19 protein-coding genes are annotated in these 16,119 nt (G+C 47.6%); 7 read left to right on the top strand and 12 right to left on the bottom strand.

Annotated elements, in window-relative coordinates:
- Position 1: 1 nt before the first annotated feature.
- The 5 genes from cas7c to ACYQ2L_RS00445 all read right to left on the bottom strand — a co-directional run bounded on the left by cas7c (position 2) and on the right by ACYQ2L_RS00445 (position 6,705).
- Positions 2-877, bottom strand: a complete 876-nt coding sequence (cas7c, locus tag ACYQ2L_RS00465; protein WP_460049888.1) for a type I-C CRISPR-associated protein Cas7/Csd2 — start codon at positions 875-877, stop codon at positions 2-4.
- Positions 870-2,633, bottom strand: coding sequence for a type I-C CRISPR-associated protein Cas8c/Csd1 (gene cas8c / locus ACYQ2L_RS00460; RefSeq protein WP_460049886.1), 1,764 nt, complete (start codon positions 2,631-2,633; stop codon positions 870-872). The genes cas7c and cas8c overlap by 8 nt, the downstream gene beginning before the upstream one ends.
- The gene (gene cas5c / locus ACYQ2L_RS00455; RefSeq protein ID WP_460049884.1) at positions 2,630-3,301 is read right to left on the bottom strand and encodes a type I-C CRISPR-associated protein Cas5c; all 672 of its coding nucleotides are present in this window, start codon (positions 3,299-3,301) and stop codon (positions 2,630-2,632) included. Before cas5c ends, cas8c begins: the two co-directional genes overlap by 4 nt.
- Positions 3,302-3,312: 11 nt before the next feature.
- Positions 3,313-5,601, bottom strand: coding sequence for a CRISPR-associated helicase Cas3' (gene cas3, locus ACYQ2L_RS00450; protein ID WP_460049882.1), 2,289 nt, complete (start codon positions 5,599-5,601; stop codon positions 3,313-3,315).
- A 105-nt stretch (positions 5,602-5,706) separates the two neighbouring features.
- The gene (locus ACYQ2L_RS00445) at positions 5,707-6,705 is read right to left on the bottom strand and encodes a helix-turn-helix transcriptional regulator (RefSeq protein WP_460049880.1); all 999 of its coding nucleotides are present in this window, start codon (positions 6,703-6,705) and stop codon (positions 5,707-5,709) included.
- A gap of 229 nt (positions 6,706-6,934) precedes the next feature.
- On the opposite strand from ACYQ2L_RS00445, the gene ACYQ2L_RS00440 reads away from it, so the two are divergent.
- Positions 6,935-7,495 carry a hypothetical protein gene (locus ACYQ2L_RS00440; RefSeq protein ID WP_460049878.1) on the top strand — a complete coding sequence of 187 codons (561 nt, stop codon included), beginning with the start codon at positions 6,935-6,937 and terminating at the stop codon, positions 7,493-7,495.
- A 16-nt stretch (positions 7,496-7,511) separates the two neighbouring features.
- Here ACYQ2L_RS00440 and ACYQ2L_RS00435 read toward each other — a convergent pair whose 3' ends face one another.
- Positions 7,512-8,090: a helix-turn-helix transcriptional regulator gene (locus ACYQ2L_RS00435; RefSeq protein ID WP_460050469.1), complete on the bottom strand. Its 579-nt coding sequence runs from the start codon at positions 8,088-8,090 to the stop codon at positions 7,512-7,514.
- A 211-nt stretch (positions 8,091-8,301) separates the two neighbouring features.
- Here ACYQ2L_RS00435 and ACYQ2L_RS00430 point away from each other — a divergent pair, with 211 nt between their 5' ends.
- A complete protein-coding gene (locus ACYQ2L_RS00430) occupies positions 8,302-9,513 on the top strand; it encodes an ATP-binding protein (protein WP_460049876.1) in 1,212 nt (403 codons plus the stop codon).
- A 13-nt stretch (positions 9,514-9,526) separates the two neighbouring features.
- Here ACYQ2L_RS00430 and metA read toward each other — a convergent pair whose 3' ends face one another.
- Positions 9,527-10,456 carry a homoserine O-acetyltransferase MetA gene (gene metA / locus ACYQ2L_RS00425; RefSeq protein ID WP_460049874.1) on the bottom strand — a complete coding sequence of 310 codons (930 nt, stop codon included), beginning with the start codon at positions 10,454-10,456 and terminating at the stop codon, positions 9,527-9,529.
- 224 nt (positions 10,457-10,680) lie between these two features.
- Between metA and ACYQ2L_RS00420 the strand changes: the two genes are divergently transcribed.
- On the top strand, positions 10,681-11,073 hold the full coding sequence (locus ACYQ2L_RS00420; RefSeq protein ID WP_460049872.1) for a type II toxin-antitoxin system VapC family toxin: 393 nt from the start codon (positions 10,681-10,683) through the stop codon (positions 11,071-11,073).
- A gap of 2 nt (positions 11,074-11,075) precedes the next feature.
- The gene (locus ACYQ2L_RS00415) at positions 11,076-11,318 is read left to right on the top strand and encodes a hypothetical protein (protein WP_460049870.1); all 243 of its coding nucleotides are present in this window, start codon (positions 11,076-11,078) and stop codon (positions 11,316-11,318) included.
- A gap of 40 nt (positions 11,319-11,358) precedes the next feature.
- Here the strand turns inward: ACYQ2L_RS00415 and ACYQ2L_RS00410 are convergent, their stop codons facing one another.
- Both ACYQ2L_RS00410 and ACYQ2L_RS00405 read right to left on the bottom strand, forming a co-directional pair.
- Entirely contained in the window at positions 11,359-11,778 is a 420-nt protein-coding gene (locus tag ACYQ2L_RS00410) for a PIN domain-containing protein (protein ID WP_460049868.1), read from the bottom strand.
- Positions 11,778-12,026 (bottom strand): DUF6364 family protein, encoded by a 249-nt coding sequence (locus tag ACYQ2L_RS00405; protein WP_460049866.1) that lies wholly within the window; start codon positions 12,024-12,026, stop codon positions 11,778-11,780. Before ACYQ2L_RS00405 ends, ACYQ2L_RS00410 begins: the two co-directional genes overlap by 1 nt.
- 136 nt (positions 12,027-12,162) lie before the next feature.
- On the opposite strand from ACYQ2L_RS00405, the gene ACYQ2L_RS00400 reads away from it, so the two are divergent.
- Positions 12,163-12,408 (top strand): type II toxin-antitoxin system Phd/YefM family antitoxin, encoded by a 246-nt coding sequence (locus tag ACYQ2L_RS00400; RefSeq protein WP_460049864.1) that lies wholly within the window; start codon positions 12,163-12,165, stop codon positions 12,406-12,408.
- On the top strand, positions 12,405-12,839 hold the full coding sequence (locus ACYQ2L_RS00395; RefSeq protein WP_460049862.1) for a type II toxin-antitoxin system VapC family toxin: 435 nt from the start codon (positions 12,405-12,407) through the stop codon (positions 12,837-12,839). The genes ACYQ2L_RS00400 and ACYQ2L_RS00395 overlap by 4 nt, the downstream gene beginning before the upstream one ends.
- 42 nt (positions 12,840-12,881) lie before the next feature.
- Here the strand turns inward: ACYQ2L_RS00395 and ACYQ2L_RS00390 are convergent, their stop codons facing one another.
- The gene (locus ACYQ2L_RS00390; protein ID WP_460049860.1) at positions 12,882-13,865 is read right to left on the bottom strand and encodes a DUF1295 domain-containing protein; all 984 of its coding nucleotides are present in this window, start codon (positions 13,863-13,865) and stop codon (positions 12,882-12,884) included.
- Positions 13,866-14,007: 142 nt separating this feature from the next.
- On the opposite strand from ACYQ2L_RS00390, the gene ACYQ2L_RS00385 reads away from it, so the two are divergent.
- Entirely contained in the window at positions 14,008-14,376 is a 369-nt protein-coding gene (locus ACYQ2L_RS00385) for a hypothetical protein (protein WP_460049858.1), read from the top strand.
- Here the strand turns inward: ACYQ2L_RS00385 and ACYQ2L_RS00380 are convergent.
- Positions 14,345-14,641, bottom strand: a complete 297-nt coding sequence (locus tag ACYQ2L_RS00380; RefSeq protein WP_460049856.1) for a hypothetical protein — start codon at positions 14,639-14,641, stop codon at positions 14,345-14,347. The two genes, ACYQ2L_RS00385 and ACYQ2L_RS00380, sit on opposite strands and share 32 nt — an antisense overlap.
- 287 nt (positions 14,642-14,928) lie before the next feature.
- Entirely contained in the window at positions 14,929-16,110 is a 1,182-nt protein-coding gene (locus ACYQ2L_RS00375; protein ID WP_460049854.1) for an ATP-binding protein, read from the bottom strand.
- Between the last annotated feature and the right edge of the window lie 9 nt (positions 16,111-16,119).

Raw genomic sequence — 16,119 nt, 5'->3', positions numbered from 1 at the left:
ATTAAATCATGGAGTGGAGTTTCACACCGGCGGGCAAACTCGAATTATCAACTGTAATCAGGTAATCTGAGAATGATCTTGCGGGTTTGCCTGTATTATCTGAGGAACGGGCAATTTGTATCAGCTCGAACAATTGATGCGCCGGTGCATTCCCGAGGGAGGAATCATGTTCGAATACATATAATCCTCTAGCAGCCATGAGTCCCCGGGCAGCCGAGCGATCATGCTCAAACATATTGATCAAGGCGTCCCAGAAAAGCTGCAGATCGTCTTCGGTAAAGAAGGTTTGTTCAGCCAGGTGTGCAGAGATGAAACCATGGGTCCGGTACAACCCATATGGAATTGTATACTTCCTCCCCATAGTTCGGTTGTCACCTTTTTGATCTTCCGCTTCCTTCTCTGTCGCGACGGCCATACGAGTTATGCTGTGTTCCAAGGTAACTACCGGTTCAACCGAGCGCCCGAAAACAAGCTGAATTGGACCACGCACCTGCCCACAATTATTTGTTTTCAAGCTCATGACTGCCCCAAAGGTTCGGATATCATAGAAATTACGACACATGAATTCACGTCCCTTCTCGACCTTTTTTCCACCCTCTTCGGCTGCTTTCACAGATTCATCCTGATAAGCCTCTCCCTGCGTCCGGCTGAGGACTGCCTTCTCTTTCACATAAATATCAAATGGTTTCTGAGCTCCCTTAACAATCTGCACATAGTTTCGAATCTTTCGCTTCAGGCACACATCTGTCACAAGTCCCATACCTGTCTCGGCGTCTATCCGTGGCAGATTTCCGGCATCAGGATCTCCATTCGGGTTCCCGTCCTGCACATCAAACAGATAGGTAAAGTCATACCTTCGACTTACTGCATTACTCATTTTCTTCTCCTTCTACTGTTGGTTTCTTCTTGAAAAAATCCTGTCTTTGATGATAATAACCGATCGCAAATCTGGCCTGATCCTCTATGTTCATATGCGCAGGGATTGATGTCGGTAACTCGCTCATGATCTCGGCAAGTCGTTTCTCATGAGCAATTTTAAATGCTGGATTATCCTGCTTGGCAAGATGATGATTTTTCAACTTTAGCAATTGAGGGAATGCTGTTACTGGACTCGAGCTGGCAGAAGAATAATATCTCTCCCGAATTGTTGTGTTGAGCGTCCGCCCTGTACTGGAATCTTCCTGGATCTTCTCCAAGGCGGCGAACAACCGACCAAGTCGATAGCCGACATTGGTATTGTCTTTGTCTAGTGCCACTGTTATCTCCTTTTCAAAATTTTGGTATGAACTTCTATTTTTTCGGTTCAAATAGGCTTTCAAGAGCGCTGCTCGAATATGATAAATCTTCTGCTCCGCGCGAATACGCCGGATGCATTGGTGAAGCAATGGTACTGGGTATGGCTGGTTTGCTATTACTGCACGCATCATGTTTCCAGCAAGATTCGGAGGTACATTATCTGTCTTCCAATCGAGCACTGTTGATTTTAGTAAATAAGACAACGCAAGCTTTGATTCTTCGACATGTCCCCCAGCAAGCTCCAAATCAGCAAAATGTTGCAGAATATTATCAGCAAATTCCTGAACAAAACCTTGATGCCAAAAACGAACAGAAATTCTGGCTGCATTGGGTGCCAACCCAAGAACGTAAAACATAGTATCGCTTTCCTCTGGGGGTATACCCGTCAGTACAGAGTACAACGTGTTAGAAACATCTCTTACATTCTTATCTGGGTTATCTCGCTCCTCTTTGGGTGGAGAAAAGAATGACCGAAAATGGCTTTCCATAACTGAGTCACTTTTCTGTGCCCAAAAAACAACCGATGCGTCGCCAATCTGCATCCTATTCTGAGAACCTTTGGCAAGAAGGAGGTTCAATGCTGTGGTATATGCAAAAGTAACAGTCTTACTTATTGGCGCATTGTAATTCTGCTGTTTCCCATATGAATCGTATCCTTTCTGCTTTTGAAAAGACACAAGTGCTGCCCCTGCCACCTGTGCACCATATACACCTTTTATAGCCGGATGAATTCGGTTTATAGGACCTTCTTCACCGGTTACCAAACATCTACCGGGAATAAAATCACCGGTTGACGCAGTCTCAATACCGGTTAATGCATCCTTTAAGCTGTCGGCTACAGTAATTCCTGTGTCTCCCTGAATTCTGAATGTCAGGTTAGCATTCGTCTCCGTGATTTCTCTCCATAAATCATCTGCATTGGTTTTGGCATAAACTTCTGCATTAAAATGCTCGAGGAACTGCAAAATAGCGGCAACCTGAGGTTTAGCAGCCAATCCATTTAGTACCCTTTGTTGTTTGTCAACAAAAGCCTTATGTCGCTCTATAATGTCACCACGGTCTCTTGGGTTAACACCTAATACATATTCGGCTGAGTCCCATAATAAATTTGCTTTAATTCCCATTGCCTTCTTCTCACCCTGTGGCACCAAATAAGCCTTACCTATCTTTTTCTTCCCCTGCTGCTCCCTCGTATCTTCAAATCGAATCAGATTACCTTGCATATCAAGAACGATCAAAAAAGGTATTTGCTTCCACTCAAACCCTTCTGGAGCAATTTTGCTGTTTGGGTCAGTCGCTTTTCTCTGATAATATTCATACAGTGCCTGGATAATCATAGATATACCTCTCCACTGTTCCATGCTGGGACTTCGATTACGCCTTGTTTCATAATCGGTCGGTAAAAGGCAGGCCGGATTTCCTGATCCTCATCGCTGGGATTGGGAAACTGCATATCGTACAGCATGAACCCAAGATCCATGTCCTCCAGAACAGGTTTAGTTCTATCGGAATCGTCATTGTCAATGAGTTTAAAGCGACAGCTAAATTCCCTGCAGCCAAGATACGGCTGGTTAAAGCACTGCCCCTTTTGCGCCCTTCGCTCGAACATTGCATTGTACTTAGCAGGATTCTCGTCCTTTCTGTCTTCTCCGTGACCAGGAGTAAAGCGCAGCTCTGCATATAGTCGATACCGCACATCGCGTAACAAGAGTCCAGCTCGTTGTTGACGCGTATCTTCGATAAACACTCCATCTGTACGCGGGCTGATATAAGAACCTACTTCATTTCGGCGTACAGATGTCCACCTGACCGGATTCAGCACCTCTATTCTCTTGATTTGCCATGAAATTGCAGGTTTCCAGAGAATAGCTTCAAATATCCCCCGTGCTGCAGAAGGAGTAATTACATCATAACTCACCCGCTCGACCTTCATTTCGGGTCTGGTAAAACATGCATACTCTCCCTCTACCTCAAGGCAAAAGGTCTTGTAAAAATGGTCCAACACTACCTCCTTTGTTAGCAGACACAATCCGCTGCTGTCAGTTGCGGGCCGTCCATATTCAATCCATATATTTCACTGTACAGTTTCGTAGCATTTTGCACATACAAGCCATCCATCCCATGCACATTACGGATTGAACCCTGTGACTCGAGTTTTTGAGCAATGGGATTCGGAACCGAGATGGTAAATCGTTGGATTTTACGCATCAGCTGTCGGTTTGGTCCATATAATTCCAATTGTTCGATAAGGTTCGCCCCATGTTTATGCCATACAGCAATAGAACGTTGTTCAGAACTATCGATGAGACGAAACTCCCTGGCTGCAGTGCGAAACTGAAAGCAGAAATCTCGGGAGCGGTCACCAGCAAGCAAATTCATGATTCCTTTTTCATCAAAGCTGCTGAGTCGCGTATAAAACTGATTAAAATAGCTTCGGAATATTTCTGGATCAAGGCTTGTCGCGGTTTCCGGAAAGGCTTGTAATACATCCTCCCCTGCGTACTGCCCCTTCCTCAACAATCCCGGTGGGGCGTCATGCTCCGGCCGAAAAATGTAAACCTTTCCAAGTTGTTTCAACTTACCTTCCCGATTACACCGACCTGCCGCCTGAGCAATAGAGTCGAACCCAGCCATTGCTCGAAATACGACAGGAAAATCAATATCCACACCAGCCTCTACAAGTTGAGTACTGACAACACGTAATGATTCTTTCTGCTTCAACTTTCCCTTGATGAAATGAATTACCTCAGAACGATGTTCAGGACACATCAATGCCGAAAGGTGAATAGTGCCTTCAGGCAACAAATCAAATAATTGCCTGCAATCACGTCGTGAATTAACTATTGTCAGAACCTGATCGTGTTCAAGCATTGCATCCGCTATCTCCTGCCAACTGGATTTTCCATCATCCTGCTTCAGTGTTGTTATCTGAACCCTTTGCAGCTGACTACTCAACATATCGGGTTTATCGATTATTTCTGATACTTCAGCTGGATCAAATCCATTAAGCACTTCCATGCCCAAATCGATTGTGCCGGAAAGAACAGGTTGTGTTGCCGTTGACAATACAATTGAGCAACCAAACATCTTTACCAGTCCTCGCATACTGGAGATGATTGGCTGCAAATATTGCGGAGGCAGCATTTGTGCTTCATCAAGAAGAATCACCGAATTCACTATGTTATGCAGTTTCCGACACGCCGAGGTGCGAGCAGCAAAAAGTGATTCGAATAGCTGTACATTTGTAGTTACAATAATGGGGGCATCCCAGTTTTCACTGGCGAGTCTTGCTACACTTGTCTCTGTGTCCGGATTCAAGTTCGAGTGGTGCTCGATTACGGCATCTGCTCCAAACACCTTCCGATACTGTTCGGCAGTCTGTTCAATTATACTAGTATATGGAATAGCAACTATAATGCGTTGCTTGCCATGCTTAAGTGCATGCTCCAGTGCGAACGCCATTCCCGACAGGGTTTTTCCTCCACCTGTTGGAACTGTTAGAGAAAAAACTCCTGGTTGTTTTCCTGCATTATCTCGACATTGCCGCAATATTGAGGCGCGAATTTGATTCACTTTGCTTGAATCCGAAGATCCTGTGAGCTGAGACAGATAATCATCAATTCTCAGCTTTAAACTTTGCATACTGATGGTAATAGAGCCTCTCTGATCAGCGGATTCAGGACTCATATAGGCTTCAGTATCGAGGAAATCCGCGTCCACCAAGCAAGAGAAAAGCATACGAATCCACAAATGGAGATTCTCCTCCATCAATGCTTCAGTCTCCGGCCCTGCTTCAAGCTTACAAGGCATTGACGCAGGTAGATCCACGCTGATGATTTCAGAAGGTATTTCGGAGTGCATTGCCTCTTTCAGATGTTTTTCTTCTCTCCAGCGCATGGAAAGCGCACCACCAATACCAGCAGTATGATCAAAATCTGGCAGACCCGCATGATGCCCTGCTATTAAATATGCAAGAACCTTTGCAAAGCAAATGCCGGAATCTCCGTACTTCTGCTTTGCCAGTATCGCTCCGACAATTGAGTGGTCTACTTTTCCCACCCCTCCCTCGTTGTTTATCTCACCCATATACCCGGACGCTGTCCGGATATAGCTTTGGAAGCTTGGTTTATACTTCCCCAAATCATGCCACAAACCAGCAACGTTTGCCCAATCGGGATTGCCAAAACCAGAGGCATAATCTGAAGCACGTTTAGCAACCTCCACAAGATGAGAATAGAGATCATGAGGGGCTTCCCACTTACCATGGGCATCTTGCTTAACATGTGCGATATAATCAGAACTCATTTGAAATTTGCTCTCCCTCCATATTACTATTCTACCATCCCCCAGTTTCACCTAATGAAACAATTTCCGGATTTATTCCAGTTTTTTAGCATATCAGCACAAATATCACTCGTTTTCCCCATACATCTCCGCCATAGCCCGGCAGTCGGCTATATGCTGCTCGCGCAGCCAGGCTGGCTCCAGGACCTGTACGGCGGGGCCCCAGCCGCGGATCCAGGGGTACATTTCGCGGGGTTCGGCAACCTGGACGGTAAAGCCAAGCTTACCGTCGGGTAAATCGATAACGCTCATGCTGTGGTGCCAGTGGGTTTCCTTGACCCGCAGAGCAACGGTGGAATCAAACAGAAGTCGTACTTCGTGGGGTGCTTCATCACTGCTCCAGATTCCCCAGGCTTGTTTCAAACGCTTTCTCATCTCTTCTTCGGGTATGCGCTTGCGAATATCGGGTTCTGGAGGCAGGAGTCTGGCATCCGAAATCCGTTCGATTTTAATTGTGCGGAACTGCTCGGTGTGCGTCGAAATATCCCAGGCCAGTAGGTGTACAGCGCGGCCTTCGTGGTGGGGCTCGAGGGTAATCGGGTACAGGGTAAACTGCTGCTCAATCTGTTTTTTTGCCGAGTAGTGGCTCACCTCAAGCGGACGGGATTCGCTCATTGCACGGCCAATGAGCTCGATTATTTCGCGGTAACGCGAGTAATCAATAGGACTTTCAAAACAGTCAATATCCTCAGCTGTCTGCAGAATCTGATCAGCAAGGGCCTTGCTGACCCTGCTCTGGGCATCCGCCAGCTTCCGCAGCGCGGCGGATGCATGCGGAAACGGAAACTTCATAACCCGGGCAAAGAGCCGCGCAGACAGGTGCAGTGCTTCCAGCTCATGCATGCTCAGACGAACATTGTGTAGATATCCGGAAGGATCTATGCGGTAGCGCTTTCCTTCCTCTTCAAGTAAGGGACATTCACCGGATAGCTTCTGAATATCTCTATGTATTGTGGGCTTACTGGCACCCAAGCGTTTGACGAGCTCTGCCTGGGTATAACCGCGGCTGGTGTGCAGCAGCAGTTGCTCCAGTTGTTGAAGCCGGTCGCGTTGATTAGTAGACATATTTTCAAGTTTCGATGATGTATTTGGAAAATGCAACATTTCACTGATGATATATGCCTGACAGGATTAAGATTCTGCATCAATCTAATCACTATTATTATTAAAAACAGAAATAATGACGGGAGTACCTGATTAGAAAATACCAGATTTTTTTAAGATTGATTTAAGACCTGTAGATGTAAGTTCGTAGCGACGGATCAGATGATCCAATAAACATCTGGAGGTTTATATGAAAAAATTACTACTTGTGCTGCTTGTTCTGGTGCTATCAACAGGGGGAGCATTTGCACAGATCGTTGCTGGTGGTGGGGTTGGAGTTCAGTACACCCTGAACAGTGAAAAAGATGCTTACGATGCTTTAGGTGATGTGTCCTACATCGGTTTCCCTATTCAGTTGTTCGCCCTGTATCAGTTGAAAGACGTTACCTTCGAAATTGAAGATTTCGGAATGGCGGAGGTAGCTGTGGGTCTTACCACCGGGTACCTGTCGAATGTGCTTTCGATCAAAGATGGAATGACCATTGGCTACATACCCGTTCTGGCAATGGGTCGTTTGAGTCTTGACTGGCTTTATATTGACCTCGCAGCCGGTCTTTTTATGGCCACAGATGAGAACATCAATGATATTGGTATGGGAGGCTATGCTGAACTTGGCTACATGCATGCATTGAGCGAAAAGATTGGTGTGACGGCAGGTTTCCGCTCGTCCGGTATTACCCAGACAATCGGGAATCAGAGCCATATTTTTACCGGATTTGGTATAAATCTTGGAGCAGCATACGCATTCTAAGTTGGTACTCCTCTTATCAATAATTTAGCCGGGGCCCCGCCCCGGTTTTTTTTCGATACTCCCTCGGTGTAATCCCTTCCCACTTCTTGAAGGATTTGCGAAAGACACTCGGTTCGGAGAAGCCCAGTAGGTAGGTGATCTGTTCCACACTGTAGTTCTCACCGAGGTATTTTCTGGCCAGCTGCCGGCGGATGTCACGCAGTAGAGCGCTGAAATCCAGGCCCTCACCTTCCAGACGTTTCTGCAGAGTCCGTACACTGACATTCATCTCGCGGGCTACCTTTTTGATACTCAGGGACTGATCATCCAGATGTGCCAGAATGATTTTGCCTGCCGACTGGCTCACAGTATTGTCTCCTTCCATTTTGGCCAGTACATCCCGGGCATAGTTCTCGAACTGCTCCAGCAGGATCGGGTTGGCCATACGCACAGGCAGACGGCCCATTCGCGTATGAACCGTCATGGAATTTGCTTTCTGCCCGAAGCGCACCGGGCAGTTGAAGATGCGTTCATACTCGATGCGTGATTCCGGCTCGGGGTACATAAAACTCACCTCAAGCGGATGTATCTGCTGACCGGAGAGTGTCCGTGCCAGGCGTACAAGAACACTACAGTACTTGCACTCGCCAGTGGTGCAGCAGGCTGATCTGAACGGATGCTCCAGAATGGAGATCTATGCACTGATTGTTTTTGCGCTGATGCCTACCGCAGTTCCCACGGCTGGATTATCCAGCTGCAGGGTTCATCTTCGCCTTGCAATTAGACTACACTCCAATTATACTACATAATAACTGGAGTGTAGTCCAATGACGCAGACCATTACCGCCACCTACAAGCGACTGCTGGCAAGCACTAGCTGTGAACTGCATCGCTATCTGTACCCAGAGTTTAATCTCCACAATCGATTGACAGGCCTCATTGGACCACGGGGCACCGGAAAGACAACCCTGATGCTACAGTACATCAAGGAACAGATCACCGATATTGATTCATGCATATATGCTTCACTTGATCACATCTACTTCGCACAGCATGGGTTGATCGATTTTGTACATGAGCAATATGAAACAAACGGGGTCCGCTATTTTTTTCTGGATGAGATACATAAATACCAGAACTGGAACCAGGAGCTGAAGAACATCTATGACTCCTACCCGGATATCTCAATTGTATTTTCCGGGAGTTCCAGCATTGATCTAATCCATGGCAGTCACGATTTGTCCCGGCGCAGCGTACTATTGCAAATGCATGGTTTGTCGTTCCGTGAATACCTGTGGTTTCGAGGAATCGCCAGAATCGATCCAATTTCCTATGACGATCTGCTTCAGCATGCGTCCAGGTATGAACAGCATATCGGTGGTATTAATAAACTGCGCGGGCATTTCAGGGATTACCTGCAGCATGGATACTACCCGTTTTTTATGGAGGATATCGCCTCGTACAGTCAAAAACTGTTCCGGGTAATCGAAAAGACTATCTACGAGGATATTCCTAACTATTACCGGCTCAAAACCGAAAACCTGATTTATTTCAAGAAAATTCTGGCATATGTAGCCAGCATTCCTCCCGGGGAACTCAATCGGAACAGTATATCCAGGAATATTGGACTGGATAACCGAACGGTGCAGACTTATCTGTCTATAATGGAGGACAGTGGACTGCTGTCCCTCATAGCCAGTGAGAAATCGGGCAGCAACGCTTTAAAACAGCGGGAGAAAATATTTCTTGAAAACCCTAATCTCTACCAGGCTGTGATGAACAACACCGGATATCAAGCACACACCGGATCCATTCGCGAAATATTCTTTCTGAACATGCTGAGGAATTCCGGCCACCGCGTGTTCTACAGTACTATCGGTGATTTTTGTGTCAACGGCACATGGTTCGAGATCGGGGGCAGAAACAAATCCACCAAACAGATACAGGAACAACTCGGGCAGGCATACCTCGTAAAGGACGACATCCTTTACGGCTCCAAATACGAGATCCCACTGTACCTGTTCGGGTTTCTCTACTGAAAATAGACTGCACCTATCCCTCTATCGGCGGCAGATCAGCAAGATCAAAGGGTGTTGCCTGGTAGACATAGTAGTTCAGCCAGTTCACAAAGAGCAGGTGGGCATGGGCACGCCAGGTCGCAATCGGAGCATTGCCAGGATCATCGTTAGGGAAATATTGCTCGGGAACCTTGATCTCGAGTCCCTTGTCGATATCTCGCTGATACTCCTGCGCCAGGGTATCGGCATCATACTCAAGGTGACCGGTAATAAATATCTGGCGTCCCTCATGTGCCGAAACAATTCCCACGCCTGCCTGCTTCGAGGTGGCAATCAGCTGCAGTTCCGGTATTGCCTCGATATCCTGCTGGCGGACATCCGTGTAGCGTGAATGAGGTATAGGAAACCATTCATCAAACCCGCGAAACAGCGGCATATGGTCGACATGGCGCTGGTGCATATAAACACCAAAGATTTTCTCCGGCAGAAGATATTTCTCGATGCCGTAATGATGATACAAGCCGGCCTGCGCTCCCCAGCAGATATGCAGCGTAGAACAGACATTGCTGCGGGTGTAATCCATAATAGCCGCCAGCTCGTCCCAGTAATCAACATCTTCAAATGGAATGGTCTCAACAGGAGCCCCGGTAATTATCATTCCGTCATAGCGATTACTACGGATATGTTCGAACGAGGTATAGAATCGATCCAGATGCTCCGGATCGGTATTTTTGGATTCATGCGAACTTGTATGCACGAGATCGATATCAACCTGCAAGGGAGTGTTACTGAGCAGCCGCAGCAATTGAGTCTCGGTCGCTATTTTGGTTGGCATAAGATTGACGATCGCAATTTTTAGCGGACGAATGTCCTGATGCTCTGCACGCTCATCGGTCATTACGAATATATTCTCTCGCTCCAGATGCTCTCTGGCAGGTAAGGCGTCGAGGATTTTTATTGGCATATAGAGCTCTCCTGATACACCAACGCCCACAACCTGTACGCCGGGGGCGTTTTAGGTGGAGGCGGCGGATCTATGGTCTGAACAAAAAATACTAAAACTAAAACCGGATTGATGCAAGCATGTACTGTTGGAGTGTACGTGGAACGATGCATCAGCCGCGGTGGTCTCAACGGTTTAATCAGAATCACATTGATTTATTCCAGAATGAGTTGTACAATTGTACCATGGATATGGTAGCGGATGCATCTGCTATACTTGCTGTACTGATGAATGAACCTGAGCGGGAGAAGATCATCGCCCTTACTCAAGGTTGTGCAATTGCAGCACCAGGATGTCTGCAATTTGAAATCGGCAATGCTTTATCTGCAATGCTCAAGCGGTCCAGGATATCATCAACGGATGCAGTTGCGGTATATCACGCATATATGCGGATACCAATGAGAGAGTTAACAGTAGATATTCCTGCCGCACTTCTCATGGCCGACACATTCAACATATATGCATACGATGCATATTACCTGTCTTGTGCTGAACGCTATAATATACCATTGCTCACGCTGGATGCTCATATGGCAAAGCTTGCAGGAAAGCGGAACATTTCTGTTGTGGAGGTATAAGAATGCTTGTTGTTACCTATTCAGAAGCGAGAAAGACATTTGCCGCAGTATTGGACAGAGCCCAGAACGAAGGCGCAGTAATTATTCGGCGGGCTGATGGCAGTCAATTCCGCTTGTCTCCGGAACAACCTGACAGCTCCCCTTTTTCAGGAATTTATGTGGATGTACATTTACTGCCAGGTGAGCTGAGCAATGCGCTTTCTGATGCCCGCAGAGCCTCTTCTGCAAAATGGCAAAACAGATAGAGGAAATTGCAAAAAGCTCGATAGAAAACAACAGGAATTACTACCAGCTTTCAGTCAAAGAATTCCGGATACTGATTCCCGAATAGTACTGTCCGGTGTTAAGGTCTTCCGAGTAAATCGTATCGCATTGTGCGTACTCGGCATTGCTGACAATACACGCGTCCCAGAAGTTGATGTTATACGTCTTTTTGATTTCAACCGCACGGCGTATCATGGATGGGGTCTGACGCACTACTTCCATTTGCTCCAGCAGATGCAGCTGACGCAGTACCACTTCTTCATTCTGTCCCAGTTTGGTCAGCGCCACATTGGCGTACTCCTGCAGGACCTGGGTGGATAGCACGCCTTCGCCGCTGATCATGAGCCGGCTTATGAGATGAGCGGCAGTCTTCTGCTTGACTGGATCCCGTTGATCATTGGCATAAATCAGAATATTAGTATCAATAAAATACTTTGCCATCAGCGCTCCTGACTTCTGCTGCCCCGTTGATACTCAGCTTCACGCGAAAATCGATACTGATCCGGCGATTTTCCGGCCTGCTCGAAACAGAGCTTCTCAAATTCCTGAGCAGCGCTGTGCAGGTCAGTAGTATTGGTAATCTGTTGCAGGTAGTCACGAATCAGCTGATTCAGCGAGGTATTGTGCCGCCGGGCATACTCCCGGGACTTGCTGATCAAGCGCTCATCTGCCGACAATGTAATATTCATCAGCACCCCCTGTGCAGTATGTGCACACATATATAATAGATGCTTTGGTATTTGCAGTCAAGATAGGGCATGGCTTTCATTTAGAACATCGAGCTGGAGATTGCACAATCCACCATTGTAATACATAATGTTAGACATGAAGACGGTTAACGTTCGGAATCTACAACATCATCTGGGTCAGTATCTACACGAAGTGGAAGCTGGTGAAGTGCTGGAAGTACGGAGGCGCGGCAAGTTGATAGCGAGGATTGTGCCGGAGTATGAAGCTGCCGAGGCGTCACCCTGGCCTGATGTCGCCGGACGGCTGGAGCAGGTGTTCCCGGATGGACCAGTTTCACAATCAGCTTCGCAGCTGCTCTATGACGACAGAGGTAATACGTGAGCGTGTATGTAGATTCCGGAGTATTGATCAAGCTGTATATTCGCGAACCAAATTCAAATATGGCAATAGATCTAATACAGCAGCATTCGGTGATTCACATCAACAGGCTGCAGGAGCTTGAGATCCGTAACACCTTTCATGCTCTCGAGGGACGCGGTGGTATCAACAGCATTCAACGTACTGCTGCTGAACATTATCTGGAGCTTGACTGTGCAGAGGGTCGTCTGCACCGGACTGCGCTTGACTGGTCAGCGGTATTCCAGAGCGCTATGGAATTCAGCCGGAATTTCACCAGCGATACGCTTGCACGCAGCCTGGATATTATGCATGTTGCGGCTGCGGTGTATAATCACTGTACATTATTTATTACCGGCGATACGCGCCAGGCTCAGTTTGCCCGCCTATGCGGGCTGCAGGTCAGCACTCTGTAGAAAGGCGATCATTAGCGGCATGTACAAACGGGTTCCGGCACTCTACCAGGGTCTGGGCAGAATCGGCCAGGTTGTTTTCTGATACTCCCGGTACCCGGGATATTTTGATGCTGATATTTTTTCCGTGAAGCGTGTCGAGCCGACGAAAAGGCAGCTCAGCAAAGCCGGACCGACTATGCTCCAATGCAGGAGGCTTCCGGCGGCAATAGCTCCCAGGAAGTACACACTCCACCAGACACCGAGTTCGCCCAGGTAATTGGGATGCCGCGACCAGCGGAACAGACCGGTACTCAGGAAGCCACGGCGCAGGTCCTCGTCGGTGCTGGGATCGACTGCTTCTGAAACCTCTGTCTGCGCAGACTCTGCATCGACTTTTGCTGCGCTTTTTCGTTTCTGGAACTCCCACTGCTGCTGATCGGCTATTGTTTCCAGCATGAGGAAATACAGAAGCGCAGCGCAGCCAAGCCAGAAACCAAGCCCCGGTTCGCTGCCGCGCTCCAGGTAGAGTACATAAAGCGGAAGGGTGAAACCGATAAATAGCAGGTGCTGGAATCCTGCAATGAACACCAGGTTGAACAGCTGCCATGCCAGGGGATTGCGGATGTGCGAATGCAGGATTGCCCAGCGATAGTCTTCCATGCCGGAATAACCCCCGCGACGGGCAAAGTTAAACGTCAGCCGGGCGCCCCAGAGAGTAACCAGCACAGCGGCCACAAGCACGCGGGTGTCCCAGTCGGCGGCAATGACATAGATCCAGGCTAATCCTACCGGAGCGGTACTCCATAATCTATCAGTCCAGGAATAGTCGTGAGTCAGCAGTCCCGCAGTAAAACTCAACAGGGCCAGCAGGATAGTCACTGCAATGACCTGAAGCAGGGGATCAATATCAGGCTGCAGCACTTCAGCTGACAGCACCCACAAGGCTCCGATCCCAGCCATGCCGAGGAACACCAGAATATACACCGTCTGCACCATTCGCACTGATCGCGACACCTCATCACCGCTTGTAAAACGTAGTATTTTCATAGCTTCATTATACACCATGATTTTCAGATCAAGCACAGTCAATGTGATAAAGCCGGTCTACCACTTGGAGGAATTGTGGAATACCCGCAGGTCATCAGGATATGGGCAGATACATGAAGTATATTTGATTGCAGGAGGGTATATGATAAAAGAAGTCATGTTTCACTGCGGAAACGCTCCGAAAATGGAGCGCGTAATTGATTTGACCATTGCATTGGCGGAAAAGGATTTCAAGGCAGCCAGACAGCATATACGCGAGGACTTTGTTTGGGCTACTGTCGGTACAAATAAAGTAATTTCATATGACGACCTGCCTCAACAATTGTCAGTGCGACCTGATGTTGCAGAAATTAAAATCGAAAATGCATTGAGTCACGGGAACGGGGCTATGTGTGAGGGAAAACTGCTGTTCGAAGATGGAGATCTCCTCTATTTCTGTAATGTGGTTAGATTTGTTAACACCGCCAGGGACGCCTTGGTCAAAAGCGCGCATACCTATTTTGTTGGGTAGATGACAGGTCATATGAACCTTTGTAAACAGGCTCCAGCATTGATGCAGTTTGAAACCTTGCCTTTATTCCCATAAAGATAGTTTCTATCATCCGCCCAAGAATGAGTTTCAAGGCATCAGAAGCTTTCGGGAGACCGACACGGGAAACCTGACGTGCCTCCACAGTATGCAGAAAGGGGCCATCGGCGCTTGGAGGAGCAAGTCGATTGGTCAGTGTAATTCGGGTTCCAGGGACTGCATTGAAATTCTCGTCTAGTGAAGACATTCGTCCTACGTTGGGTTCGACCAGAAGATAAGATTCATTTTCTACAGGATTATAGCGTATTGGTAGATTTCCCTCTCCAGCAAGTATTTGACGACTGAGAATCTGACCAAGGCCCGGGACTATTAAAGACAGAAGCCTTTGACATAAATTATGCCTGTAATGTGTTACAGAGAAAAAGCTTGGCCGTGATAGATGGTGCCATCTTCCTACTACTCAAGACAATCTGGAGGATAAAATTTCTCGAGCACGTTATATAGCAACTGTTTCATTTAAAAGCTCTTTGAAAATCATAAATTTTCAATATCGGAAATTCCCGACAAAGCGATATCGGGTTGATCCGCGGTGCGAAGGGTGTTTTGAATTTCCGACCGGCGTATACATACCAGCTGCAGGTTCTGCAGACCTGGCTCGGCGGACTGTGACGCAATGCGTGCAAAACGGTAGAGGTTTTCAAGATTTCGAGTCTTGATTTCCGATGCAGATTTTACTTCCACCGCGGTAAAGGGGCTTCCGGGAAGCAGGAAATCTACCTCGAGTCCCTGGTTGTCACGATAGTAATAGATTTGGCCTTTACGTCCCTGCATACCCAGCAGCTTGCGGAACTCTGAATAGACCAGGGTTTCCCAGAGTGATCCCATAAACGGGCTGTTCTCCCATTTTGTTTCATTCAATCCGAGCAACCAGCATAACAGACCGGTGTCGTTAAAATAGATTTTCGGTGTTTTTACAATACGTTTGCCGACATTTCCGAACCAGGGTTCGAGCAGGCTGATCTGACCGGAGGCCTCCAGAATGGAGATCCAGGCACTGATTGTTTTTGCGCTGACGCCTACAGCAGTTCCCACGGCGGATTTATCCAGTTGCTGGGCATTTCTCGTAGCCAACAAGCGAATAAAGCGGTCAAAATCCCGGAGGGATCCTACATTCAGGATCTGGCGGACATCGCGTTCGAGATATGTTGCCATATAGCTGGAGTAATACATATTCGCATCGAGTTCTCTTTGCCGGTACAGCTCCGGAAAGCTACCGCGATCCAGGTAGGACAGGATAGAAACATCAAGGTCACGCAGCTCTTTCCATGCCAGGCCTTCCAGCTCAAGTATAGCAGCCCTGCCAGCAAGACTCTCACTGACCCCTTTCATAAGATTAAATCGCTGACTTCCCGTCAAAATCCAGCTGCCCATACTGTGACGCTGCTTATCGACCTGCTGTTTCAGATGCCTGAACAGAGCCGGTGCATACTGTACTTCATCAATGATGGCCGGCGGGCGACAAGAAGCGAAAAACAACTCGGGATCCTCTTCTGCCTGTGCAGCCAATGAAGGCAGATCCAGACTTACATATGAGTAGTCGGGGAAACAATCCCGCAACAGGGTGGTTTTACCTGTCTGTCGTGCGCCAGTCAAAACGACAACCGGAAACTGCTGACTGGCCTGAATTACAGTGTCTTTCATTAAACGCCTGATCATACTGCAATA

The organism is Spirochaeta dissipatitropha (genome assembly GCF_054657935.1).
The sequence above is the reverse complement of the archived record's forward strand: the minus strand, read 5'-3'. Positions and strand labels throughout refer to the sequence as shown.

Bases quoted from the DNA above. Each gene is read 5' to 3' on its own strand.
- ACYQ2L_RS00415 (WP_460049870.1), top strand. From the start codon at position 11,076: ATGCTTGTTGTTACCTATTCAGAAGCGAGAAAGACATTTGCCGCAGTA.
- cas8c (WP_460049886.1), bottom strand. From the start codon at position 2,633: ATGATTATCCAGGCACTGTATGAATATTATCAGAGAAAAGCGACTGAC.
- metA (WP_460049874.1), bottom strand. From the start codon at position 10,456: ATGCCAATAAAAATCCTCGACGCCTTACCTGCCAGAGAGCATCTGGAG.
- ACYQ2L_RS00430 (WP_460049876.1), top strand. From the start codon at position 8,302: ATGACGCAGACCATTACCGCCACCTACAAGCGACTGCTGGCAAGCACT.
- ACYQ2L_RS00385 (WP_460049858.1), top strand. From the start codon at position 14,008: ATGATAAAAGAAGTCATGTTTCACTGCGGAAACGCTCCGAAAATGGAG.
- ACYQ2L_RS00445 (WP_460049880.1), bottom strand. From the start codon at position 6,705: ATGTCTACTAATCAACGCGACCGGCTTCAACAACTGGAGCAACTGCTG.
- ACYQ2L_RS00380 (WP_460049856.1), bottom strand. From the start codon at position 14,641: ATGTCTTCACTAGACGAGAATTTCAATGCAGTCCCTGGAACCCGAATT.
- ACYQ2L_RS00410 (WP_460049868.1), bottom strand. From the start codon at position 11,778: ATGGCAAAGTATTTTATTGATACTAATATTCTGATTTATGCCAATGAT.
- cas3 (WP_460049882.1), bottom strand. From the start codon at position 5,601: ATGAGTTCTGATTATATCGCACATGTTAAGCAAGATGCCCATGGTAAG.
- ACYQ2L_RS00405 (WP_460049866.1), bottom strand. From the start codon at position 12,026: ATGAATATTACATTGTCGGCAGATGAGCGCTTGATCAGCAAGTCCCGG.
- ACYQ2L_RS00390 (WP_460049860.1), bottom strand. From the start codon at position 13,865: ATGAAAATACTACGTTTTACAAGCGGTGATGAGGTGTCGCGATCAGTG.
- ACYQ2L_RS00420 (WP_460049872.1), top strand. From the start codon at position 10,681: ATGGATATGGTAGCGGATGCATCTGCTATACTTGCTGTACTGATGAAT.
- ACYQ2L_RS00375 (WP_460049854.1), bottom strand. From the start codon at position 16,110: ATGATCAGGCGTTTAATGAAAGACACTGTAATTCAGGCCAGTCAGCAG.
- ACYQ2L_RS00440 (WP_460049878.1), top strand. From the start codon at position 6,935: ATGAAAAAATTACTACTTGTGCTGCTTGTTCTGGTGCTATCAACAGGG.
- cas7c (WP_460049888.1), bottom strand. From the start codon at position 877: ATGAGTAATGCAGTAAGTCGAAGGTATGACTTTACCTATCTGTTTGAT.
- ACYQ2L_RS00400 (WP_460049864.1), top strand. From the start codon at position 12,163: ATGAAGACGGTTAACGTTCGGAATCTACAACATCATCTGGGTCAGTAT.